The 17,261-nt window shown below is 55.7% G+C and carries 15 protein-coding genes; 8 read left to right on the top strand and 7 right to left on the bottom strand.

Going from position 1 to position 17,261, the window contains the following annotated elements:
* Positions 1 to 54: 54 nt before the first annotated feature.
* Positions 55 to 738 carry a TorF family putative porin gene (locus tag NY406_RS04095; protein WP_260633465.1) on the top strand — a complete coding sequence of 228 codons (684 nt, stop codon included), beginning with the start codon at positions 55 to 57 and terminating at the stop codon, positions 736 to 738.
* 139 nt (positions 739 to 877) lie between these two features.
* Here NY406_RS04095 and NY406_RS04090 read toward each other — a convergent pair whose 3' ends face one another.
* The 6 genes from NY406_RS04090 to truA all read right to left on the bottom strand — a co-directional run bounded on the left by NY406_RS04090 (position 878) and on the right by truA (position 7,365).
* Positions 878 to 2,011 carry a GNAT family N-acetyltransferase gene (locus NY406_RS04090; protein ID WP_260633464.1) on the bottom strand — a complete coding sequence of 378 codons (1,134 nt, stop codon included), beginning with the start codon at positions 2,009 to 2,011 and terminating at the stop codon, positions 878 to 880.
* Positions 2,012 to 2,092: 81 nt separating this feature from the next.
* On the bottom strand, positions 2,093 to 2,296 hold the full coding sequence (locus NY406_RS04085; protein WP_260633463.1) for a DUF2892 domain-containing protein: 204 nt from the start codon (positions 2,294 to 2,296) through the stop codon (positions 2,093 to 2,095).
* Positions 2,297 to 2,345: 49 nt separating this feature from the next.
* Positions 2,346 to 3,407, bottom strand: coding sequence for a 3-deoxy-7-phosphoheptulonate synthase (locus NY406_RS04080; protein WP_260633462.1), 1,062 nt, complete (start codon positions 3,405 to 3,407; stop codon positions 2,346 to 2,348).
* 178 nt (positions 3,408 to 3,585) lie between these two features.
* Positions 3,586 to 4,773, bottom strand: coding sequence for an ArsA family ATPase (locus NY406_RS04075; protein ID WP_260633461.1), 1,188 nt, complete (start codon positions 4,771 to 4,773; stop codon positions 3,586 to 3,588).
* Between the two features lie 201 nt (positions 4,774 to 4,974).
* A complete protein-coding gene (locus NY406_RS04070; protein WP_260633460.1) occupies positions 4,975 to 6,312 on the bottom strand; it encodes a lytic transglycosylase domain-containing protein in 1,338 nt (445 codons plus the stop codon).
* Positions 6,313 to 6,621: 309 nt separating this feature from the next.
* A complete protein-coding gene (gene truA / locus NY406_RS04065; RefSeq protein WP_260633459.1) occupies positions 6,622 to 7,365 on the bottom strand; it encodes a tRNA pseudouridine(38-40) synthase TruA in 744 nt (247 codons plus the stop codon).
* Between the two features lie 112 nt (positions 7,366 to 7,477).
* Between truA and NY406_RS04060 the strand changes: the two genes are divergently transcribed.
* The 7 genes from NY406_RS04060 to cfa all read left to right on the top strand — a co-directional run bounded on the left by NY406_RS04060 (position 7,478) and on the right by cfa (position 16,093).
* Positions 7,478 to 9,403, top strand: a complete 1,926-nt coding sequence (locus NY406_RS04060; protein WP_411267089.1) for an alpha-amylase family glycosyl hydrolase — start codon at positions 7,478 to 7,480, stop codon at positions 9,401 to 9,403.
* Between the two features lie 44 nt (positions 9,404 to 9,447).
* On the top strand, positions 9,448 to 10,362 hold the full coding sequence (locus tag NY406_RS04055; RefSeq protein ID WP_260633458.1) for a carbohydrate kinase family protein: 915 nt from the start codon (positions 9,448 to 9,450) through the stop codon (positions 10,360 to 10,362).
* 149 nt (positions 10,363 to 10,511) lie between these two features.
* Positions 10,512 to 12,272, top strand: coding sequence for a sodium:solute symporter family protein (locus NY406_RS04050; protein ID WP_260633457.1), 1,761 nt, complete (start codon positions 10,512 to 10,514; stop codon positions 12,270 to 12,272).
* Positions 12,273 to 12,274: 2 nt separating this feature from the next.
* Positions 12,275 to 12,868, top strand: a complete 594-nt coding sequence (locus NY406_RS04045; protein WP_260633456.1) for a Maf family protein — start codon at positions 12,275 to 12,277, stop codon at positions 12,866 to 12,868.
* Between the two features lie 2 nt (positions 12,869 to 12,870).
* A complete protein-coding gene (gene miaA / locus NY406_RS04040; RefSeq protein ID WP_260633455.1) occupies positions 12,871 to 13,815 on the top strand; it encodes a tRNA (adenosine(37)-N6)-dimethylallyltransferase MiaA in 945 nt (314 codons plus the stop codon).
* A 257-nt stretch (positions 13,816 to 14,072) separates the two neighbouring features.
* Positions 14,073 to 14,693 (top strand): STAS domain-containing protein, encoded by a 621-nt coding sequence (locus NY406_RS04035; RefSeq protein ID WP_260633454.1) that lies wholly within the window; start codon positions 14,073 to 14,075, stop codon positions 14,691 to 14,693.
* A 161-nt stretch (positions 14,694 to 14,854) separates the two neighbouring features.
* A complete protein-coding gene (gene cfa, locus NY406_RS04030) occupies positions 14,855 to 16,093 on the top strand; it encodes a cyclopropane fatty acyl phospholipid synthase (protein ID WP_260633453.1) in 1,239 nt (412 codons plus the stop codon).
* On the opposite strand, the gene NY406_RS04025 is transcribed toward cfa, so the two are convergent.
* The gene (locus tag NY406_RS04025; protein WP_260633452.1) at positions 15,990 to 17,063 is read right to left on the bottom strand and encodes a DUF1343 domain-containing protein; all 1,074 of its coding nucleotides are present in this window, start codon (positions 17,061 to 17,063) and stop codon (positions 15,990 to 15,992) included. The genes cfa and NY406_RS04025 overlap by 104 nt on opposite strands.
* Positions 17,064 to 17,261: the final 198 nt, after the last annotated feature.

Here is a 17,261-nt window from a genome sequence, read left to right as displayed (position 1 = left end):
GCCACCTCTCGACAACACACAAACCATAACACCACAACAAAGGAGTTATTCTCGATGAAAAAGACAGCAAAACTGATTGCTCTCGCTGCAGTACTGTTCGCAGGGTTCGGCTCAAGCAACGCAATGGCCGATGAAGGCTTTAAAATCGGCGCAGACGTCGTCAGCAGCTATATCTGGAGAGGTTACGAGGCAGACAATTCGGTAAACGTTCAGCCGAACCTCTCTTATACCTTCAAAAATGGTCTTAGCATCGGCTTGTGGGGCTCTTATGGCCTTAATTCGGACGACGGTTATCGCTACAAAGAAGTCGATGCTACTATCAGCATGCCAATAGGCCCAGTCACTCTTGCCGTGACAGACTACAATCTTGATCCTGCAAACAATAATCCCGATGACGGTGGTGTATTCGACTTCCGGGATGATGGAGCTAACACCATCGAAGTTAGTGCAGCTTACAGCTATGAGAACATCGGCCTCATGGCTGGCGTATTCGTCGCCGGTAACGACTACGACAACGCATGGTATTGCGAAGCCAACTACAAGTTTTACGATAAGAATGGCTACACTGCCAAAGCAACCGCAGGTCTCGGCAACGAAGGCTACTATGGTGACGGCGAAGGCAAGAAACTTGCCCTGGTCAACACCGGTATTGCCGTGTCGAAAGACCGCTACACTGCTTCGGCTATCTACAACCCGGATACCGAACAGTCTTACCTGGTCTTCATGGCCTCGTTCTGAGTGTGGAAACGTTCTTTGTTAGGTTAACAAAAAGGAGCCTTTAGGCTCCTTTTTTGTTACAGGCACGGGTAGCTGCTGATACCATCACTCTTTTTCCAGCCCGTCAACGACACGTCCACTCACTCCACCAGAGAAAGTCTTAGATAGCCTTTTCGTAAATCACGTACTCCTTGTACGGAATGCCACCGATCACCTTGGCAAGCTTGCTCATCGCTTCGTTAGACTTGAGCACCCAGCTCATCTCGCTGGCAAACAGGCCGTATTTGCCACCGTACTCAGAAATGCGCGCGTTCAGGATGCTGTCGATCCCCTTGTTGCGGTACTCCGGCAGCACGCCCATCGTGATGGTGCGGAACATCGAGATGTTACGCTTGTACCAGAGGAACTTGACCAGCCCCCACGGTGTGAAAGGATTGCCGTTGACATGTTTGAGCGCCTGGTTTATGTCAGGTAGCGAGAGTGAAAAGCCGATGGCCCTGCCATCCTTGTCCTCGACGAAATAGATAAAGTGAGGATCGGCAACCGATTTCATGCTCTTGGCCATGAAGTCGAACTCCTTGTCGGTCATCGGCACGAAGCCCCAGTTCTTCTCCCACGCCTTGTTGTAAATCTCCCTGATCTTGTCAACCTCGCTGTCGAAGTTCTTCATGTCCATGTCGCGGACGGTCAGCCCCTCGCGCTTCAGCACGTGCTGGGCGATGCGGCTCAAGCGGCTGATATCGATCATCTTCTGGTCGATATACCAGGCAAGCAGCTCCTGACCGACCTTGTGACCACTGTTCAGACAAAGCTCGTTGTAATACGGCGGATTGTAAAGCATCAGAAACACCGGTGGGCTGTCGTAGCCTTTGGTAAGCATGCCGCACTGGTCGTTCATGGACGGGCTTACGGGCCCGCGCATCGTGTCAAGTCCCTTACTTTTGAGCCACATCGCCGCGGCCTCAAACAGTGCATCAGCGACTTTCTGGTCGTTCACACACTCGAAAAAGCCCCAGAATCCCACCTTGTCGTAATGAATCTCGTTATGGCGGCGATTCTGAATTGCGGCAATTGTGCCTGCCATCACACCATTTTTCCAGGCAGTGAACATCGCCAGATCGGCATGTTCATAGAGTGGATAGCGCTCGGTATCGAGGGTTTTCATGTAGTCCGAAATCACCGGAGGCACCCAGTTCCTGTTCAGCTCAGGGTCTTTTCTGTACACCTTCCACGCAAACTTGATGAACTGTTTGCGCTCATGGCTGGTATTGACCCGCCTGATTTCGATGCTCATGATTGTGAATGGAATAGTGAGATGGTGGATTGAGCGGCAGGAATCCCGTTACAAAAATGGACTCCTGCCCTCCGATGTGGATCATTCAAATGCATGACCCGGTTTCACACCTGCAGCCTTGAGAATCTTGGCAAGCGGACAGAAACCGGTAAACGCTGCCTGGAAAAGGTTCAGGCCGACAAAACCAGTGAACCAGAGCCAGCGAATATCATGATATTGAGAAAGCAGAACGCTGGCCAGAACAAAGAATCCGGCAACTGCATAGACAAGCTTATCGATGTTCATTGCAATGCTGAAAAGTTATGGTTGATAAAAATATCTGACGGCTGAGCCATCAGGCTTTCAAGCGAACCCGCTTCATGAATGCGGCTCCATCCCGAAGCATCCTATCGGTCTCGTCCCAAGAGACGCACTCGTCGGTGATCGAGACGCCATATTGCAGCTGGCCAGGATCGACCGGGAAAGGCTGGTTTCCGGAGCAGATATTGCTCTCGATCATAACACCCACGATGCTTATGTTGCCATGCTCCTTCTGGGCGAGAATATCAGCCCAGACTTTGGACTGGTTGCCGAATTTCTTGCCAGAGTTGGCGTGGCTGCAATCAACCAGCAGATACGGCGTCAGCTCAGCTTTCCTGAGCTGCTTTTCGGCCTGGGCGATGCTGTCAGCATCGTAGTTCGGTTTGCTGGAGCCGCCACGCAGCACAAGATGCCCGAAGGGATTACCCTTGGTCGTAATGACGCTGCTGTGCCCATCCTGATCGATGCCCAGAAAACTGTGCTGGTGCATGGCCGAACGAATGGCGTCGATGGCAACCTGAAGACGTCCGTCGGTTGCATTTTTAAAACCGACCGGCATCGAGAGGCCGCTGGCCATCTGGCGATGGGTTTGCGATTCGATAGTGCGTGCACCAATGGCTGCCCAGCTGATCAGATCAGCCACATATTGCGGCGAGATCGGATCAAGAAACTCCGTAGCGGCAGGAAGCCCCATTTCGTTCAGCTCGATCAAGAGCTTGCGAGCATGGAACAGGCCGTGCTCAATATCGTAGGTATCGTTGAGATGAGGATCGTTGATGAACCCCTTCCAGCCGATGGTCGTCCGCGGTTTCTCGAAATAGACCCGCATGATGATGCAGAACTCTGATTCGAGCTCTTGACGCAGGGTGATAAGGCGCGAAGCATATTCGCGTGCTGCCTTGATATCATGGATAGAGCAAGGCCCGACGATGACCAACATGCGATTGTCCTTGCCGGTCAGAATATTCTCAACCTCATGCCTGGCCTTGCAGACCGTATCGGCAATATGCTCCGTTACGGGCAATTTTTCCTTTAGTGCCCTTGGCGAGGTAAGAGTAATGATTCTTGAAACTCGTAAATCCTGTAATTGTTGCATTCGTAGTACTCAGAAAAATCGTCAATTAACTATGTCTGGAAGATAACAATTCAGCCAAAATAACTGGAGGCTGCGCGTGTAAATTTCTTATCACTCAGGCAAGCCCACAAACAGGAAAACCTGCCACACCGGCAGGTTCTCCTGTTCCTCCAAATAGGCTATGAAAGAAAGGAGCCTGTTACTCCTTGGTAAAGTCGATATTCAGCCAGCCGCTCTCGAACGAAGCGCCGGTGGACTCCATGCCAGCCAGGAAGATCGGAAGCGCCACAATCTTCTGGTAGTCGCCGATACGGATGGTCAGGTCATCACCGAGCTTCATGATCTTCGGCTCCAGACCCATGCTCTCCATGAACGGCAGCTTCACTCGAACCTTGTAGTGGCCATCGGAAATTTTAGTGATGTTGATCGGATCCTCCTTGAAGAAGATATCGAGGGGGTTCTCGTCTCCGTAAACCTTCTCGCCGACCTTGCGAAGCATCTCCAGACCGACCACCTCGTTGTTGAACAGCGGCACTTCGGCAACCGGAATCGGCGCGAAGGCACTGTTGATCTGGTCGATATACTTCTGTTGGATGTTGCGCCACTGCTGGAAGTACGGGTCGGGGCTCTGGTCGGGCATGACGCGGTTGATGGTGATACGGTCAACCGTGATGCCGTAGAGGTTCAGGTAGGTCAGAGCACGCATCGACTCCTTGATGACCATCTTCTCAGGGTTCATCACAAGGCGCATGGTGGTTTTGGTGCCGTCTGCGAGCAGGTCGATGATGCCTTCGGTCGAGGAGAAGAGGTTGTCCACCTTTTCATAGACCTCTTCGGGAGCCACGAAATCGTCAAGTTTCTTGACCTTCTTGGAGAGTGGGCGGATCATCGGCTTGACCATGTACTTCTCGATGTTGCGGATCATCTTGATGAACCAGCCGAAGGTCTCCGGCAGCGAAAGCAGGCGGAGAGTTTCGCCGGTCGGTGCGCAGTCAACGACCAGCAGGTCGAAATCTTTCTGCTCTTCGTTATAGCGCTTGATGTAGGAGAGCGAAAACAGCTCCTCCATACCGGGAAGCACACCCATCTCTTCGGCGTAAACGCCTTCAATGCCGCGCGAAGCCATCAGGTGAGCGAAATGCTCGCGAACAACATCCCAGTTCAGGTTGAGGTCGCCGAAAACGCTCACTTCCTGTCCCCAAAGGTTCTCCGCGACCTTGACGGGCGAAGGCCCAAGTTCTATGTCAAGAGAGTCACCAAGGCTATGAGCCGGATCGGTCGACATGATGAGGGTCTTGTAACCCATATCTGCTGCTTTCAAGGCAGTCGCTGCCGCAACTGAAGTTTTGCCGACACCGCCCTTACCGGTGAAAATGATATTACGCATACGCTGTGTTAAGTACCCTTTGTTGGTGGTTAAAAAAACTGTCTGTACCCCAGAAAAAACTGGACAAACGGTGCGCGCGAAAATTGAATGCTTAAGATAAAAAAAACTGGCAATGACAAGCAGAACAACTGTTAAACTATCGCTGATTTCGTTCGTGAACACCAACGATCTGCGATGCCGTCCGGCGACGTTCTGGTTGCGTTACTTCCGCTTATTTTTCGCCTCACTTTTTCCACCGGTCTTTTTGCCGCCCTTGCTCTTTTTGGCCGCTTTGCTCTTGGCAGAACCCTTGGCTGCTTTTGCTTTCAGCTTGCTTTTTTTACCCTTGATCTTCAAGACCGATGATTTTTTTGATCCCCGCTCGCTGACGGCCTTGAAGACTACCAGCTTCTGTCCGGATTTCAAGCTGGAGCTTTTCAGATTGTTCCAGTCAATAATCTGACTGACCGAGCAGCCATAGGTGCGGGCCACACTGGCAATCGTCTCACCTTTCCGCACCATATGCACCTTCTTGCCCCTGCCACTGCTGACTACCTCGTCCTGGCGATCGATTTCCCGAACCATGGTGTAAAGGCGCTCCTTTTCAGCAACCAGTTCAGGCCGGTATGCATAGATTTCCTGCTCTTTCCGCTGAAACGGCTGGATGTATTGCTTCGGAAGCGTGATCATGTTAGGCATGGACTCCGGAGCCGGTATGAGACCAGCTATGTACTGTGGATTGAGAAACTTGATATCCTCCATCGGCACACCGAGAGCCTCGTTGAGCTGTTCGAAGGTGAGCGCCTGACTGACCGGCACCCTGCCGGTTTCGGAATAGAGATAGCCCGGTTGGGCCGGGCGGATATTGTGCTCGCGGTAATAGTTCATGACGTAGGTCACCGCGATGAATGCAGGAACGTAACCGCGGGTTTCCTGCGGCAGGTATGGCCATATCTCCCAGTAATCGTGCGCACCGCCCGATCTCCTGATAGCCTTCTGCACGTTACCCGCCCCGGCATTGTATGCCGCGAGAACGAGAAACCAGTCGCCAAACATGTCATACAGATCACGAAGATACTTGCAAGCCGCCACGGTCGCTTTTGTGGGGTCGTAGCGATCCTCGATGAACGAAGAGGATTGCAAGCCGTACATCCGGCCCGTACCGCTCATGAACTGCCAAAGACCACGGGCACCAGCCCGAGACACCGCTGTGGGATTCAGTGCAGACTCCACGATGGCGAGGTACTTCATTTCAGGAGGGATATTGTACTGCCTGAACACTTCGTCAAAGAGCGGAAAATAGATATGGGTCAGGCCAAGCACCTTCGATACCATTTTCCTCTTGTCAACGGCATAAAGACGAATAAAGCCTTTTACATGATCATTATAAACCAGATTGAACCGGCTTTTGCTGGCAAGCGCAGCAATTCTTGACGCGTAAACCGAGTCACTGAACTGAGGGATGAACTCTTTGGGGAGATACTCAAAAGCCCCAGGCTTTCCTCCAGATGAAAACCGCTCATCCTGAAAATAGGTGGCAGTCACCAGGCTGTCGAGCATTTCCGAAACGCGTGAGGATCTCGTAGTTGACGTGCTGTCACGGGCCTCCGCACCAAACGACACGGACGACAGAGCGGCAACCTGCAAGAATATACAGACAAGAAAATGCCTGAGCGGTAAAAAGCTTTTCACATGCCGGGCCGGGTTAACAGATGAGGTTACGCAAGCATCCTCGGGTTTGAGACAAAAAAGTATAATTGGCTAACATAACCAGAGAGCACGATTAATACAAGAGTCCGCAACAAAGAGGCGCAAGATCAAGGGTATTTGAGCAAACCGGCCTTTAGGCCAATTCTCGACATTCAACGCTCAATACCTGACGTTCCAGAGAAACAAGCCCGTCGCCACGGCCGGTTTCAGATGGGGTCGGCGGCATCCGCTTTCGAGCATCGCGTTAAAATCCTCTTGTCCGAGACGTCCCATCCCGGCCTCGATCATCCCGGCCACCAGAAAGCGCACCATGCTCCGGAGAAAGCGGTTCGCCTCGATATGGAAAACGTGAAAACGCCCGTACCTGTACCAACGGGCCTCCGTAACCGTGCAGAGAGTTCCCTGCTGATCGGGAGTCTCTTTCGAGAACGCAACGAAATCGTGAGTTCCCACAAGCATCTCCGCAAGCCGGTTCATCGCCGCGACATCCGGCCTGCCGTAACAGCATCCTGCAAAGCGGCTGTCGATAGCTGAAGGATGTTCGAGCAGAAAGTAGCGGTACTCCCTCGACCTGGCACTGAAACGGGCGTGAAAAGACTCCGGTACCTGCCGCATGGAGTTGATGCGGATCGTCGAGGGCAAAAGCGAATTGGCCGAATACATCAGGCGGCCAAGCGGCATCGGCGAGCCCGTCGCAAAGCTCGCAACCTGCCCGCGAGCGTGCACCCCCCTGTCGGTTCTTCCAGCCCCATCGATGCTGACCGGTTCCTGTGTAATCCGACCAAGCACCTGCTCGATCTCGCCCTGCACGGTCATCACCGCGCCCAACTGGCGCTGCCATCCCGAATAGCCAGTGCCATCATACTCGAGCTGCATTTTGATGGTTCTTTTCGATCTCGCCATACTGCTTCACAAATGCCTTGAATGGTTCTGCATATCTTTTCCCGATAATACTTATCTTTAGCCTGTCTTTAGCCTGATTTTTCGCTTCCATCGATTCAGAATATCCGACAGCTTGACCACACCAACCCTCGACATTCTCCTCGAATCGCTGGAATCGGCCAAGCGCCGCCAGCCTGCTGAACCATACGCCGTGCCAAACCTCTGGCGCGAAGGAAGAACTGGCGTTTCGATGGTCGATCCTTTTGACTATTTCAGCGACGCGATCGGCGCGATCAGAGCCTCGGCTCCGGTCGGATGGGACAAGGTAGTAATGAACGGCCAGAACTGGAGTGCCTCGGCAACCGTGTACAACCTCTTCGTGAGGTACAACGCAGCGTTCGATCACAACCATGACGGACGCATCAGCACTGAGCCGCTTCCATGCGGATTTCGCGAGACCGGAACGCTGCTGAAGGCCATCGCCATGCTGCCCTACATCCGCCGGATGGGCGTCAACACACTCTACCTGCTGCCGCTGACCAGCATCGGTCAAGTCAACCGGAAAGGAGAACTCGGTTCACCTTACGCGATAAAAAATCCATACGAACTCGACGAAACTCTCGGCGAACCGGCACTCGATCTACCGGTGGAGACACAGCTCAAAGCACTCGTCGAGGCGGCGCGCCACCTTGGAATGCGGGTCGTGTTCGAGTTTGTCTTCCGCACGGCCTCCATCGACAGCGACTGGATCGGCGAGCATCCGGAGTGGTTCTACTGGATCAAATCCGGCGAAAACCTGCCGCCATACTGCGCGCCGGCGTTCGGGGACGACAAGCTGACCCGCATCTACGAAAAGGTGGACAAGCACGATTTCCATGAACTTCCCGAACCAGACGAGGCCTATCGAAACCGTTTCGTCCCGGCTCCGGAGAAGCTCACGCTCGGCGCGCACGGCTACACCGGCGCTACGACGGACGGCGGCGAGTGCGTCATCGCCAGCGCGTTTTCGGACTGGCCGCCGGACGACCGCCAGCCGCCCTGGACGGATGTCACCTACCTGAAGCTGCACAACGCGCCCCGCTTCAACTACATCGCCTACAACACGATACGCATGTACGACGAGGCGCTCGAACGCCCGGAGTTCCGCGCGACAGCGCTCTGGCGGGAGATCACCGGCATCATTCCACACTACCGCAATATGTTCGGTATCGACGGCGCGATGATCGACATGGGCCACGCCCTGCCGCCGGAGCTGAAAGCTTCGATTGTGGCCGAAGCGCGACTCGACGCACCGGATTTCGCCTTCTGGGACGAGAACTTCGACCCGTCGCCAACGCTGAAGGAGGAGGGGTTCAACGCCGTCTTCGGCTCGCTGCCGTTCGTCATTCACGACGTGCAGTTCATCAAGGGGCTGCTCACCTTTTTGAATCGCAACGGCGTGGCGATTCCATTCTTCGCTACCGGCGAAAATCACAATACGCCGCGAGTCTGCCACAATCTTGCAGGCAAAGAGGCCGGACGCCGCCGCGCGCTCTTCCTTTTCACACTCGGCGCAGTGCTTCCGGCGATGCCCTTCATCCACTCCGGCATGGAGATTTGCGAATGGCACCCGATCAATCTCGGTCTGAATTTCACCGACGACGACCGCCAGCGCTTCCCGACGGAGAGCCTGCCGCTTTTCAGCGCCGCCGCCTGCGATTGGGAAAACGCCAACGGACTCGAACCGATCTGCGATGCCATCCGCAAAGTGCTCGACATCCGGAGCCGCCACTTCGAGCTCGTCCGATGCGGCGACATCGGCTCGATCGTGCAACCCTACATCTCCGACCCTGCGCTTCTGACCGTCATGCGCAAATCGGGTGGCAAAAATCTGCTGTTCGCCGGCAACAGCAACTTCGAAGAGCCTGTCACCGGTACGATGGAGTTCGAACAGGAGTCAATGGAACTCGAAGAGCTGATCACCGGGCAAACGCTGACCATCTCCGGCCACAAGCTGACGCGCGATTTCGCGCCCGGTGAGTGCATTCTTTTCGAACTGCCGAATACGGCTCAAGAGTAATTCCAGATACGACAATTTCCAGTAACCTATTCAATCATCATATCATGTCACTTCTCGTCATTGGATCCCTCGCTTTCGACGACATCGAAACCCCATTTGGCCGTTCCGACAACACCCTCGGCGGCTCATCGACCTACATCGCGCTCTCGGCGAGCTACTTCACCGACGAGCCGATCAGGATGGTCGGCGTCGTGGGTTCCGATTTCGGCAAAGAGCACTTCGACCTGCTCCACGCAAAGAACATCGACACCAAGGGCATCCAGATCGTCGAGAATGGCAAAACCTTCCGCTGGGCTGGCCGCTATCATTACGACATGAACACTCGCGACACGCTCGACACGCAGTTGAACGTCTTCGCCACGTTCGACCCCCACGTGCCGCAGCAGTACCGCGACTCCAAGTTTGTCTGCCTCGGCAACATCGATCCCGAATTGCAGCTCAAGGTACTCGACCAGATCGACGCTCCGAAGCTGGTCGTGTGCGACACGATGAACTTCTGGATCGAGGGCAAACCCGAAGAATTGAAAAAGGTGCTCGCACGGGTGGATGTCTTCATCGTCAACGATAGCGAGGCTCGCCTGCTTTCCGGCGATCCGAACCTGGTCAAGACCGCGCGCATCATCCGCCAGATGGGGCCGAAAACGCTCATCATCAAGAAGGGCGAGCACGGCGCGCTGCTCTTCACCGACAACGGCATCTTCGCCGCTCCGGCCTTCCCGCTCGAATCGATCTATGACCCGACCGGCGCTGGCGACACCTTCGCGGGCGGCTTCATCGGCCACCTGGCCCGTTGCGGCAGCACGAGCGAAGCCGAGATGCGCAAGGCCGTGCTCTACGGCAGCGCCATGGCCAGCTTCTGCGTCGAGCAGTTCGGTCCCTACCGCTACAACGATCTCGATCTTCTTGAAGTCGACGACCGCTACCAGAGCTTCCTCGAACTGTCGCGCATAGAGGCGTAACAACGAACCGGCGCGCAACTTGCAGGGGCGGTTTGTGAACCGCCCTTGTGAGTAATCACGGGGGATTTGATGGGCAAAATAGACTCAATGGACAACATGGATAACCGCCCACCACATTCCTGAAAAGCCACCAAACCCAACACACGACCATGGCACAACTCACCCCACTGGACATCTCATTCATTGCGGGTTACCTGCTGTTAACCCTGCTGGTCGGCCTGTTCTTTTCCAGGCGGGCATCCGAAAACGTTGGCGAGTTCTTCCTTTCGGGACGCAAGCTACCGTGGTGGATAGCGGGTACCGGCATGGTTGCCACGACGTTCGCCGCCGACACACCGCTCGCCGTGGCGGGGTTTGTTGCCAAAAACGGCATCGCGGGAAACTGGGTGTGGTGGACGTTCGTGTCGGGTGGAATGCTTACGGTGTTCTTTTTCGCCCGGCTCTGGCGACGGGCAAACATTCTGACCGACCTCGAATTCATCGAGCTGCGCTACAGCGGCAAGGCTGCGAGCTTTCTGCGCGGCTTCAAGGCGATTTATTTCGGCCTCTTCATCAACGCGGTGATCATCGGGTGGGTGAACCTGGCCATGTTCAAAATCATCAAGATCATGATCCCCGGCCTCGACCCGCAGCTCACCATCGTAGGGCTCGTGATTTTCACAGCGATCTACTCCGGCATGTCGGGCCTCTGGGGCGTCTCGATCACTGACGCCGTCCAGTTCGTCATAGCGATGGGTGGTTGCATCATCCTCGCCGTGCTGGCGGTCAACTCACCGCAGGTCACGGCGGCTGGCGGCCTGAAAGAGGCCCTGCCTGGCTGGATGTTCGATTTCTTCCCCTCGTTTTCTTCGACCATAAATACATCGCAGACCGGAGCTTACGCGCTCCCCTTCACCGCCTTCGCCGCGATGGCGTTCGTGCAGTGGTGGTCGTCGTGGTATCCGGGCGCGGAGCCGGGCGGCGGCGGCTACATCGCCCAGCGCATGATGAGCGCCAAGGACGAAAAAAACTCGCTGCTGGCGACGCTCTGGTTCACTATTGCGCACTACTGCGTTCGCCCGTGGCCGTGGATCGTGGTCGGGCTGGCGAGCCTCGTCATGTTCCCGCACCTGCCCGCAGGCCAGAAGGAAGACGGCTTCGTCTATGTGATGAACGCCGTGCTGCCCACCGGGCTGAAGGGACTGCTCATCGCGGCCTTCATGGCGGCCTACATGTCAACGCTCTCGACCCACCTCAACTGGGGCACGAGCTACCTCATCAACGACCTCTACAAGCGCTTCATCAAGCCGGAGGCCGAGCAGAACCACTACGTCCTGATGTCGCGAATCGTCACGGCGATCACGGCGATCTTCGCGCTTTATATCACGTTCTACGTGCTCGAGACCATCACCGGCGCGTGGGAGTTCATCATCCAGTGCGGCGCGGGCACGGGCTTCGTGCTCATCATGCGCTGGTTCTGGTGGCGGCTCAACGCCTGGTCGGAGATCACCTCGATGGTCGCGCCGATCGTTGCATACACCTGGATCAGCCAGTTCACCACGATCGTGTTCCCCGAGTCAATCTACCTCATCGTGCTCTTCACGATTGCCGTAACCCTCGCCGTCACCTGGCTCACCAAGCCAACTGACAGATCAACGTTGCACTCATTCTACCGTACCACGAGGGTTGGCGGAGCGCTGTGGAGACCGGTAGCCAACGAACTTCCTGACGTACAAGGCGACACCGGCTTCCCGGCCCTTTTTGCCAACTGGTTTTTCGGCATCGTGCTGGTTTACGCCACACTGTTCGGCACCGGCAAGCTGATCTTTGGCGAACCGCTGGCTGCCGCGCTCTACTACGCCGTCGGAGCATTGGCTGGATTGATGATCTACCGCGACCTGTCGAAACGCAACTGGAAAACCTTCGATTGACGATGACCGGACGCCGCAAACTCATCCTCGCCTCGCAATCGCCGCGCCGCCGAGAGCTGCTCGCTCTGACGGGAATTCCGTTCGAAACCGCCTCGGTCGAGATCAATGAGACCTTCAATCCGGCACTAAAGGTCGAGGAAAATGTGATGGAAATCTCAAGGCAAAAAGCTGAAGCCGTGCAGCGAACCTTGCCGGAAGCAGACGCCAGCGCGGTTGTGCTCGGCTCCGACACCACGGTGCTGCTCGACGGCGCGGCGCTCGGCAAGCCCGGCGATTTCAGCCACGCCTTCGAGATGCTCTCTGCCCTGCAAGGCCGCTGCCACGAGGTGCTCACCGGCTTTTGCATCCTGCACAACGACAATGCCGTGCTGAACTACGCCCGTACCATCGTCGAGTTTGGCGTAATGACCGCCACCGAAATCACCCGCTACATCGAGGTGATGAAGCCCTTCGACAAGGCCGGAGCCTACGGCATCCAGGACCCCCTGCTCGCCTGCTTCGTCACGCGCATCGAAGGCTGCTACTACAACGTCGTCGGCCTGCCGGTCTCGAAGGTCTATGCTGCCCTTAAACCGCTGTTCCCCACCAAAGGCTGACAATGAGCAATAAACCCGTCCTCGTGATCCTCGGCCCGACCGCCTCCGGCAAAACGGAGCTGGCCTTCCGCATCGCCCGCCAGACCGGTGGCGAGATCATCTCCGCCGACTCGCGCCAGATCTATCGAGGCATGGAGATCGGCACCGCCAAGCCGCCACAGTGGATGCAGGAGGAAATCAAGCACCACTTCATCGACGAAAAAGAGATTGGCGAACCCTTCAGCGCGGGAGATTTCGCGGAACAGGCGGCGGAGAGAATCCGCGAACTACGTCAACGCAGCATTACGCCAATCATCGCGGGCGGCTCGACGCTCTACCTCGAAGGGCTGCTCAAAGGCTTCGCCGAACTGCCGCCCGCCGACCCGGAAATCCGGGCGCGCCTGACCCGCGAACTCGAACGCCACGGCGCGGAAGCGCTCTACCGCCGACTCGAAGCGCTCGATCCCGAACAGGCCAAAACGCTCGACCCGACCAAAACCCAGCGTCTCGTCCGCAGCCTCGAAATCATCGAAATTTCCGGCGCGACGGTCACGGCCCTGCAACGCAAAACCTCCGGCCCGCCAACAGGCATCAACTTCACCGTCATCGGCCTCGACCTGCCCCGCGAACTACTCTACGACCGCATCAACCGCCGCACAAGCGCGATGATGCAAGCCGGACTCGAAGCCGAAGCCCATCGCCTCTACGACCAGTTCCGCGACCAGTGGCGCAGCAAAAACCTCAACGCACTGGCCACCGTCGGCTACCGCGAGCTCTTCGAACACTTCGAGGGATTGCACGATCTCGACACCGCGGTTTCACTCATCGCCCAACACACCAGAAACTACGCCAAACGCCAGTTAACTTTTTTCCGCAACCGGCTGGATGTCGAGTGGGTACCTGCGCCGATTGACGAGGCGGAAATCGAAGCACTTGTAGAGTTTTTTTGCCACCAGACAAGACGATAGCGTTCCGCATTCTCCTATTGCCAAAGAAGCAAGACTCTTAACCACTCCTCATCAGCACGCAAGCCCCCCCCCATCCACATCAAACATTTTACGCCGTTGAAAAAAATTGATTTGAATGAATCGAATTTTGTACGATAATAGTGGAAGAGAGCTGTTCCGCATTGATCTTTCAACCATCCCTCAATGAATGCGGAGCCAAAAAGGCAGCATAAATGCCTTTTATGGAATAAGTTACCGTATTTTTGCTGGAGTTTTTTATGAAACACTCCGTATCGACCCGCAAGGAATTGACCATCCTCAAGCTTGAAGAGCCGATTTTCGATGTCCGCCACGCCGACTGTTTCCGAACGACCATCGACAGCATGGTCAGTAACGAAGCCAGTAAAAACGTCATCATCGATTTTTCGCAGGTCAAGGCTATCGATTCGTCGGGCATCGGTTCAATGCTGCTGGCTCATCAACTCGCCAACAGCTCCGATGGTCTGACCATTTTCGTCTCGCTCTGCCAGCAGATCAAGGACCTGCTCAAGCTGGCCAACCTTGACAAGCAACTCTACATCTTCTCGTCGATCAACGAGGTCATGACGCTCATCGAGCCGGCATTGAAGGGTAAACGCGGCAGCCGGTCGCGGCAACAGCCGGTTCAGGATGAGAGTAGTGACGAAATCGGCGTCGAACTTGAAATCCCTGACGAGGCCTTTGAAAGCGAAGCGTACTGCGAAATCGAAGACGAATCGGAAGAGGGCGATGAACCTGAAGCGATTGATGAAAATGAAAAGCCCCACCAGAAAAAAAATCCATCCGCAAATCCTCCCGCCAGAAAACGAGGCCGCCCAAAAAAGAATCCCGAGACCGGCAAAACACCATTGAAGAGTTAAAAATCAAAGAACAGCGCCTGTCCATCACTCTTTACATGATCTTGCCCTGTCGAGCATCTGTTTGACATTTCGTCGCGCATACACTATTTTTTAAAGTAGTCAGTATCGGTATATCCATTTTGTGAAACAGAACGTTTCCCCGGAAACCGGAGCACTGCGCCATGCTCGACCACCTTTTCCAGCAAAGACTCGAGACACTCCTCGCTGCTGCAAACATCACCATCAACGGCAACAGCCCCTGGGACATCAGGGTGCATGACCGCCGCATGTTTAGAAAAACGGTGCTTCAGGGAAACCTCGGCTTCGGAGAGTCCTACATGGAGGGGTGGTGGGATTGCGACGACCTCGAAGAGCTGTTTTACCGGATACTCTCGGCGGGCCTCGACCGGCGGCTCGTCAACCTTGCCGTCGTCCTGGAGTATCTGCACGGCGCGGTGATAAACCTGCAAAAACCGGCGCGCGCCTTCACTGTCGGCAAGCGCCATTATGACGCTGGCAACGACCTCTTCCGGGCGATGCTCGACCCGCTCATGATGTACAGTTGCGCCTGCTGGCACGAAGCCGAAACTCTCGCCGAGGCGCAGCAGAACAAGCTTCGCCTCGTTTTCGACAAGCTCGCCCTCGAACCGGGCATGAGCCTGCTCGACATTGGCTGCGGGTGGGGTGGCGCGGCCCGGTTTGCCGCGGAACGGTATGGCGCGCGGGTGGTCGGCATCACCGTCTCAAAGGAGCAGGCGAGCTTTGCCCGTGAGTTCTGCAAGAGTTTAGACGTCGATATCCGGCTCATGGACTACCGCCAGCTCGATGGCGAGTTCGACCGGATCGTCTCGATCGGCATGCTCGAACATGTCGGTTATAAAAACTACCGCACCTATTTCGATATCGCCCGCTGCTGTCTCAAACCGGATGGACGGATGCTCGTGCAGAGCATCGGCAGCAACGAGCCGGTTACCAGCACCGACCCGTGGATCGAAAAATATATCTTCCCAAACTCGATGCTTCCCTCACCCAGCCAGATTTCTCACGGCTTTGAAGGTCGGCTCGTACTCGAAGACTGGCACTCGTTCGGCTACGATTACGCCCTGACACTCAAAGCCTGGGAAAGCAACATAACCCGCAAATGGTCACAGCTTGAAGAGCACTACGACAGAAAATTCTACCGCATGTGGCGCTACTATCTCCTGAGCTGTGCTGGAGCCTTCAGGGCGCGCACGATCCAGCTCTGGCAGATATTACTCACACCATCGGGCATCAAAGGCGAGTGCTGCATACCGCGCCAGCCTGTAAAACGGAGATTCAGGGATAGAGAAAACGACCCCGGTAAGCCACATCGAATGCCCGCACCTGTCCCCGGGCAACAGCGAGAATTTCCCCGATCGGGCGTTGTTGCTGAATCATGAGGCGGTAGCGGCTGGTACCCGCAAGCTTGTCAAAAAAGTCTGCGTGACGATGCAGACCTGTTTCTTCTGGCCAGAGCTTCTGCAGAGAAAGCAGGATCGCTGTGGAGGCAAGGAACGGATCAAAATGGTCCCGATCGATCACTTTCAGACGGACTCCCTGACACTCGACGCCTGAGAATTTGCTCCTCTCAGGCGTAAAGCTCGTCCGGTGGAATTCGACGCCAGGCAAGCGATAGGTTTCAAGTTCCTGGATGAGCGTTTTGCTGTCGATGAATGGCGCGCCAAACATCCGAAACGGCGTATCGGTGCCACGCCCTTCGCTGACATCGGTTCCCTCCAGCATAACCGTGGCTGGATAGAGCAACAGGGTTTTGAAATCATGCAGGCTCGGCGACGGCGGGCGGAAACGGAAACCCGGAAGGTCGTCAGCAAACCTGTCTCGCCGGTATCCCTGCATCCGCACAATCTGCAACGACAGTCCCGGAAAGCGGCGTTTCTGCAACCATTCGGCGATCTCTCCCACGCTCATGCCGTGGATGAACGGAAGCTCCGCCGCTCCAACGAACGACTCGAAGCGTGGCTCCAGCACGAAACCGCTGGCAGGCAGCGGCGCGATAGGATTTGGCCGGTCGAGCACCATGAAGGTGACGCCCGCTTCGTTGCATGCCTCCATCGCGAGCTTCATGGTGGAGAGGTAGGTGTAGCAGCGAACTCCGGCATCTTGAAGATCGAAAACGAGCGCATCGATGGTTTTCAGGAGCGAAATATCAGGCTTCCGGGAGTCGCCGTAGAGTGACCAGATTTTCAGGCTGTCGCCGACTCCGGCGTTACCCACATTCTGCCCCGCCTCGTAATCGAGCGTGAAGCCGTGCTCGGGAGCCATCAGGAATTTCAGATCGACCCCGTTCCGAAGCAAAACCCGGTATCCCGGCTCACCGGAGCGCGAAACCGCTGCCGCATTGGTTATCATGCCGACTCGCTTGCCCTGGAGTTGGAAACACTTCTGCGCATCGAGCACATCGAGGCCGTACCTGAACGCCTCGGCTCGCGCAATGGGGGGTTTTTACCAACAGGAGAAAAAAAAGCAGAAAAAAAAGAGGAGCTGTTCGCTTCATAAGGAAATGGCCCTGAAGTTTTCGGCAGTTTGGCTTCCCCCCTAAAAGTCCTA

This window comes from Chlorobaculum sp. MV4-Y, from assembly GCF_025244685.1.
Taxonomy (GTDB): domain Bacteria; phylum Bacteroidota; class Chlorobiia; order Chlorobiales; family Chlorobiaceae; genus Chlorobaculum.
This window is presented reverse-complemented; position numbering and strand designations above follow the sequence as displayed.

What these genes read in the sequence shown, in the direction of transcription:
- NY406_RS04025 (WP_260633452.1), bottom strand. Translation starts at nt 17,063, where the DNA reads ATGATAACCAATGCGGCAGCGGTTTCGCGCTCCGGTGAGCCGGGATAC.
- NY406_RS04080 (WP_260633462.1), bottom strand. Translation starts at nt 3,407, where the DNA reads ATGCAACAATTACAGGATTTACGAGTTTCAAGAATCATTACTCTTACC.
- NY406_RS04035 (WP_260633454.1), top strand. Translation starts at nt 14,073, where the DNA reads ATGAAACACTCCGTATCGACCCGCAAGGAATTGACCATCCTCAAGCTT.
- truA (WP_260633459.1), bottom strand. Translation starts at nt 7,365, where the DNA reads ATGGCGAGATCGAAAAGAACCATCAAAATGCAGCTCGAGTATGATGGC.
- NY406_RS04045 (WP_260633456.1), top strand. Translation starts at nt 12,275, where the DNA reads ATGACCGGACGCCGCAAACTCATCCTCGCCTCGCAATCGCCGCGCCGC.
- NY406_RS04085 (WP_260633463.1), bottom strand. Translation starts at nt 2,296, where the DNA reads ATGAACATCGATAAGCTTGTCTATGCAGTTGCCGGATTCTTTGTTCTG.
- miaA (WP_260633455.1), top strand. Translation starts at nt 12,871, where the DNA reads ATGAGCAATAAACCCGTCCTCGTGATCCTCGGCCCGACCGCCTCCGGC.
- NY406_RS04070 (WP_260633460.1), bottom strand. Translation starts at nt 6,312, where the DNA reads ATGCTCGACAGCCTGGTGACTGCCACCTATTTTCAGGATGAGCGGTTT.
- NY406_RS04090 (WP_260633464.1), bottom strand. Translation starts at nt 2,011, where the DNA reads ATGAGCATCGAAATCAGGCGGGTCAATACCAGCCATGAGCGCAAACAG.
- NY406_RS04075 (WP_260633461.1), bottom strand. Translation starts at nt 4,773, where the DNA reads ATGCGTAATATCATTTTCACCGGTAAGGGCGGTGTCGGCAAAACTTCA.
- NY406_RS04050 (WP_260633457.1), top strand. Translation starts at nt 10,512, where the DNA reads ATGGCACAACTCACCCCACTGGACATCTCATTCATTGCGGGTTACCTG.
- NY406_RS04095 (WP_260633465.1), top strand. Translation starts at nt 55, where the DNA reads ATGAAAAAGACAGCAAAACTGATTGCTCTCGCTGCAGTACTGTTCGCA.
- cfa (WP_260633453.1), top strand. Translation starts at nt 14,855, where the DNA reads ATGCTCGACCACCTTTTCCAGCAAAGACTCGAGACACTCCTCGCTGCT.
- NY406_RS04055 (WP_260633458.1), top strand. Translation starts at nt 9,448, where the DNA reads ATGTCACTTCTCGTCATTGGATCCCTCGCTTTCGACGACATCGAAACC.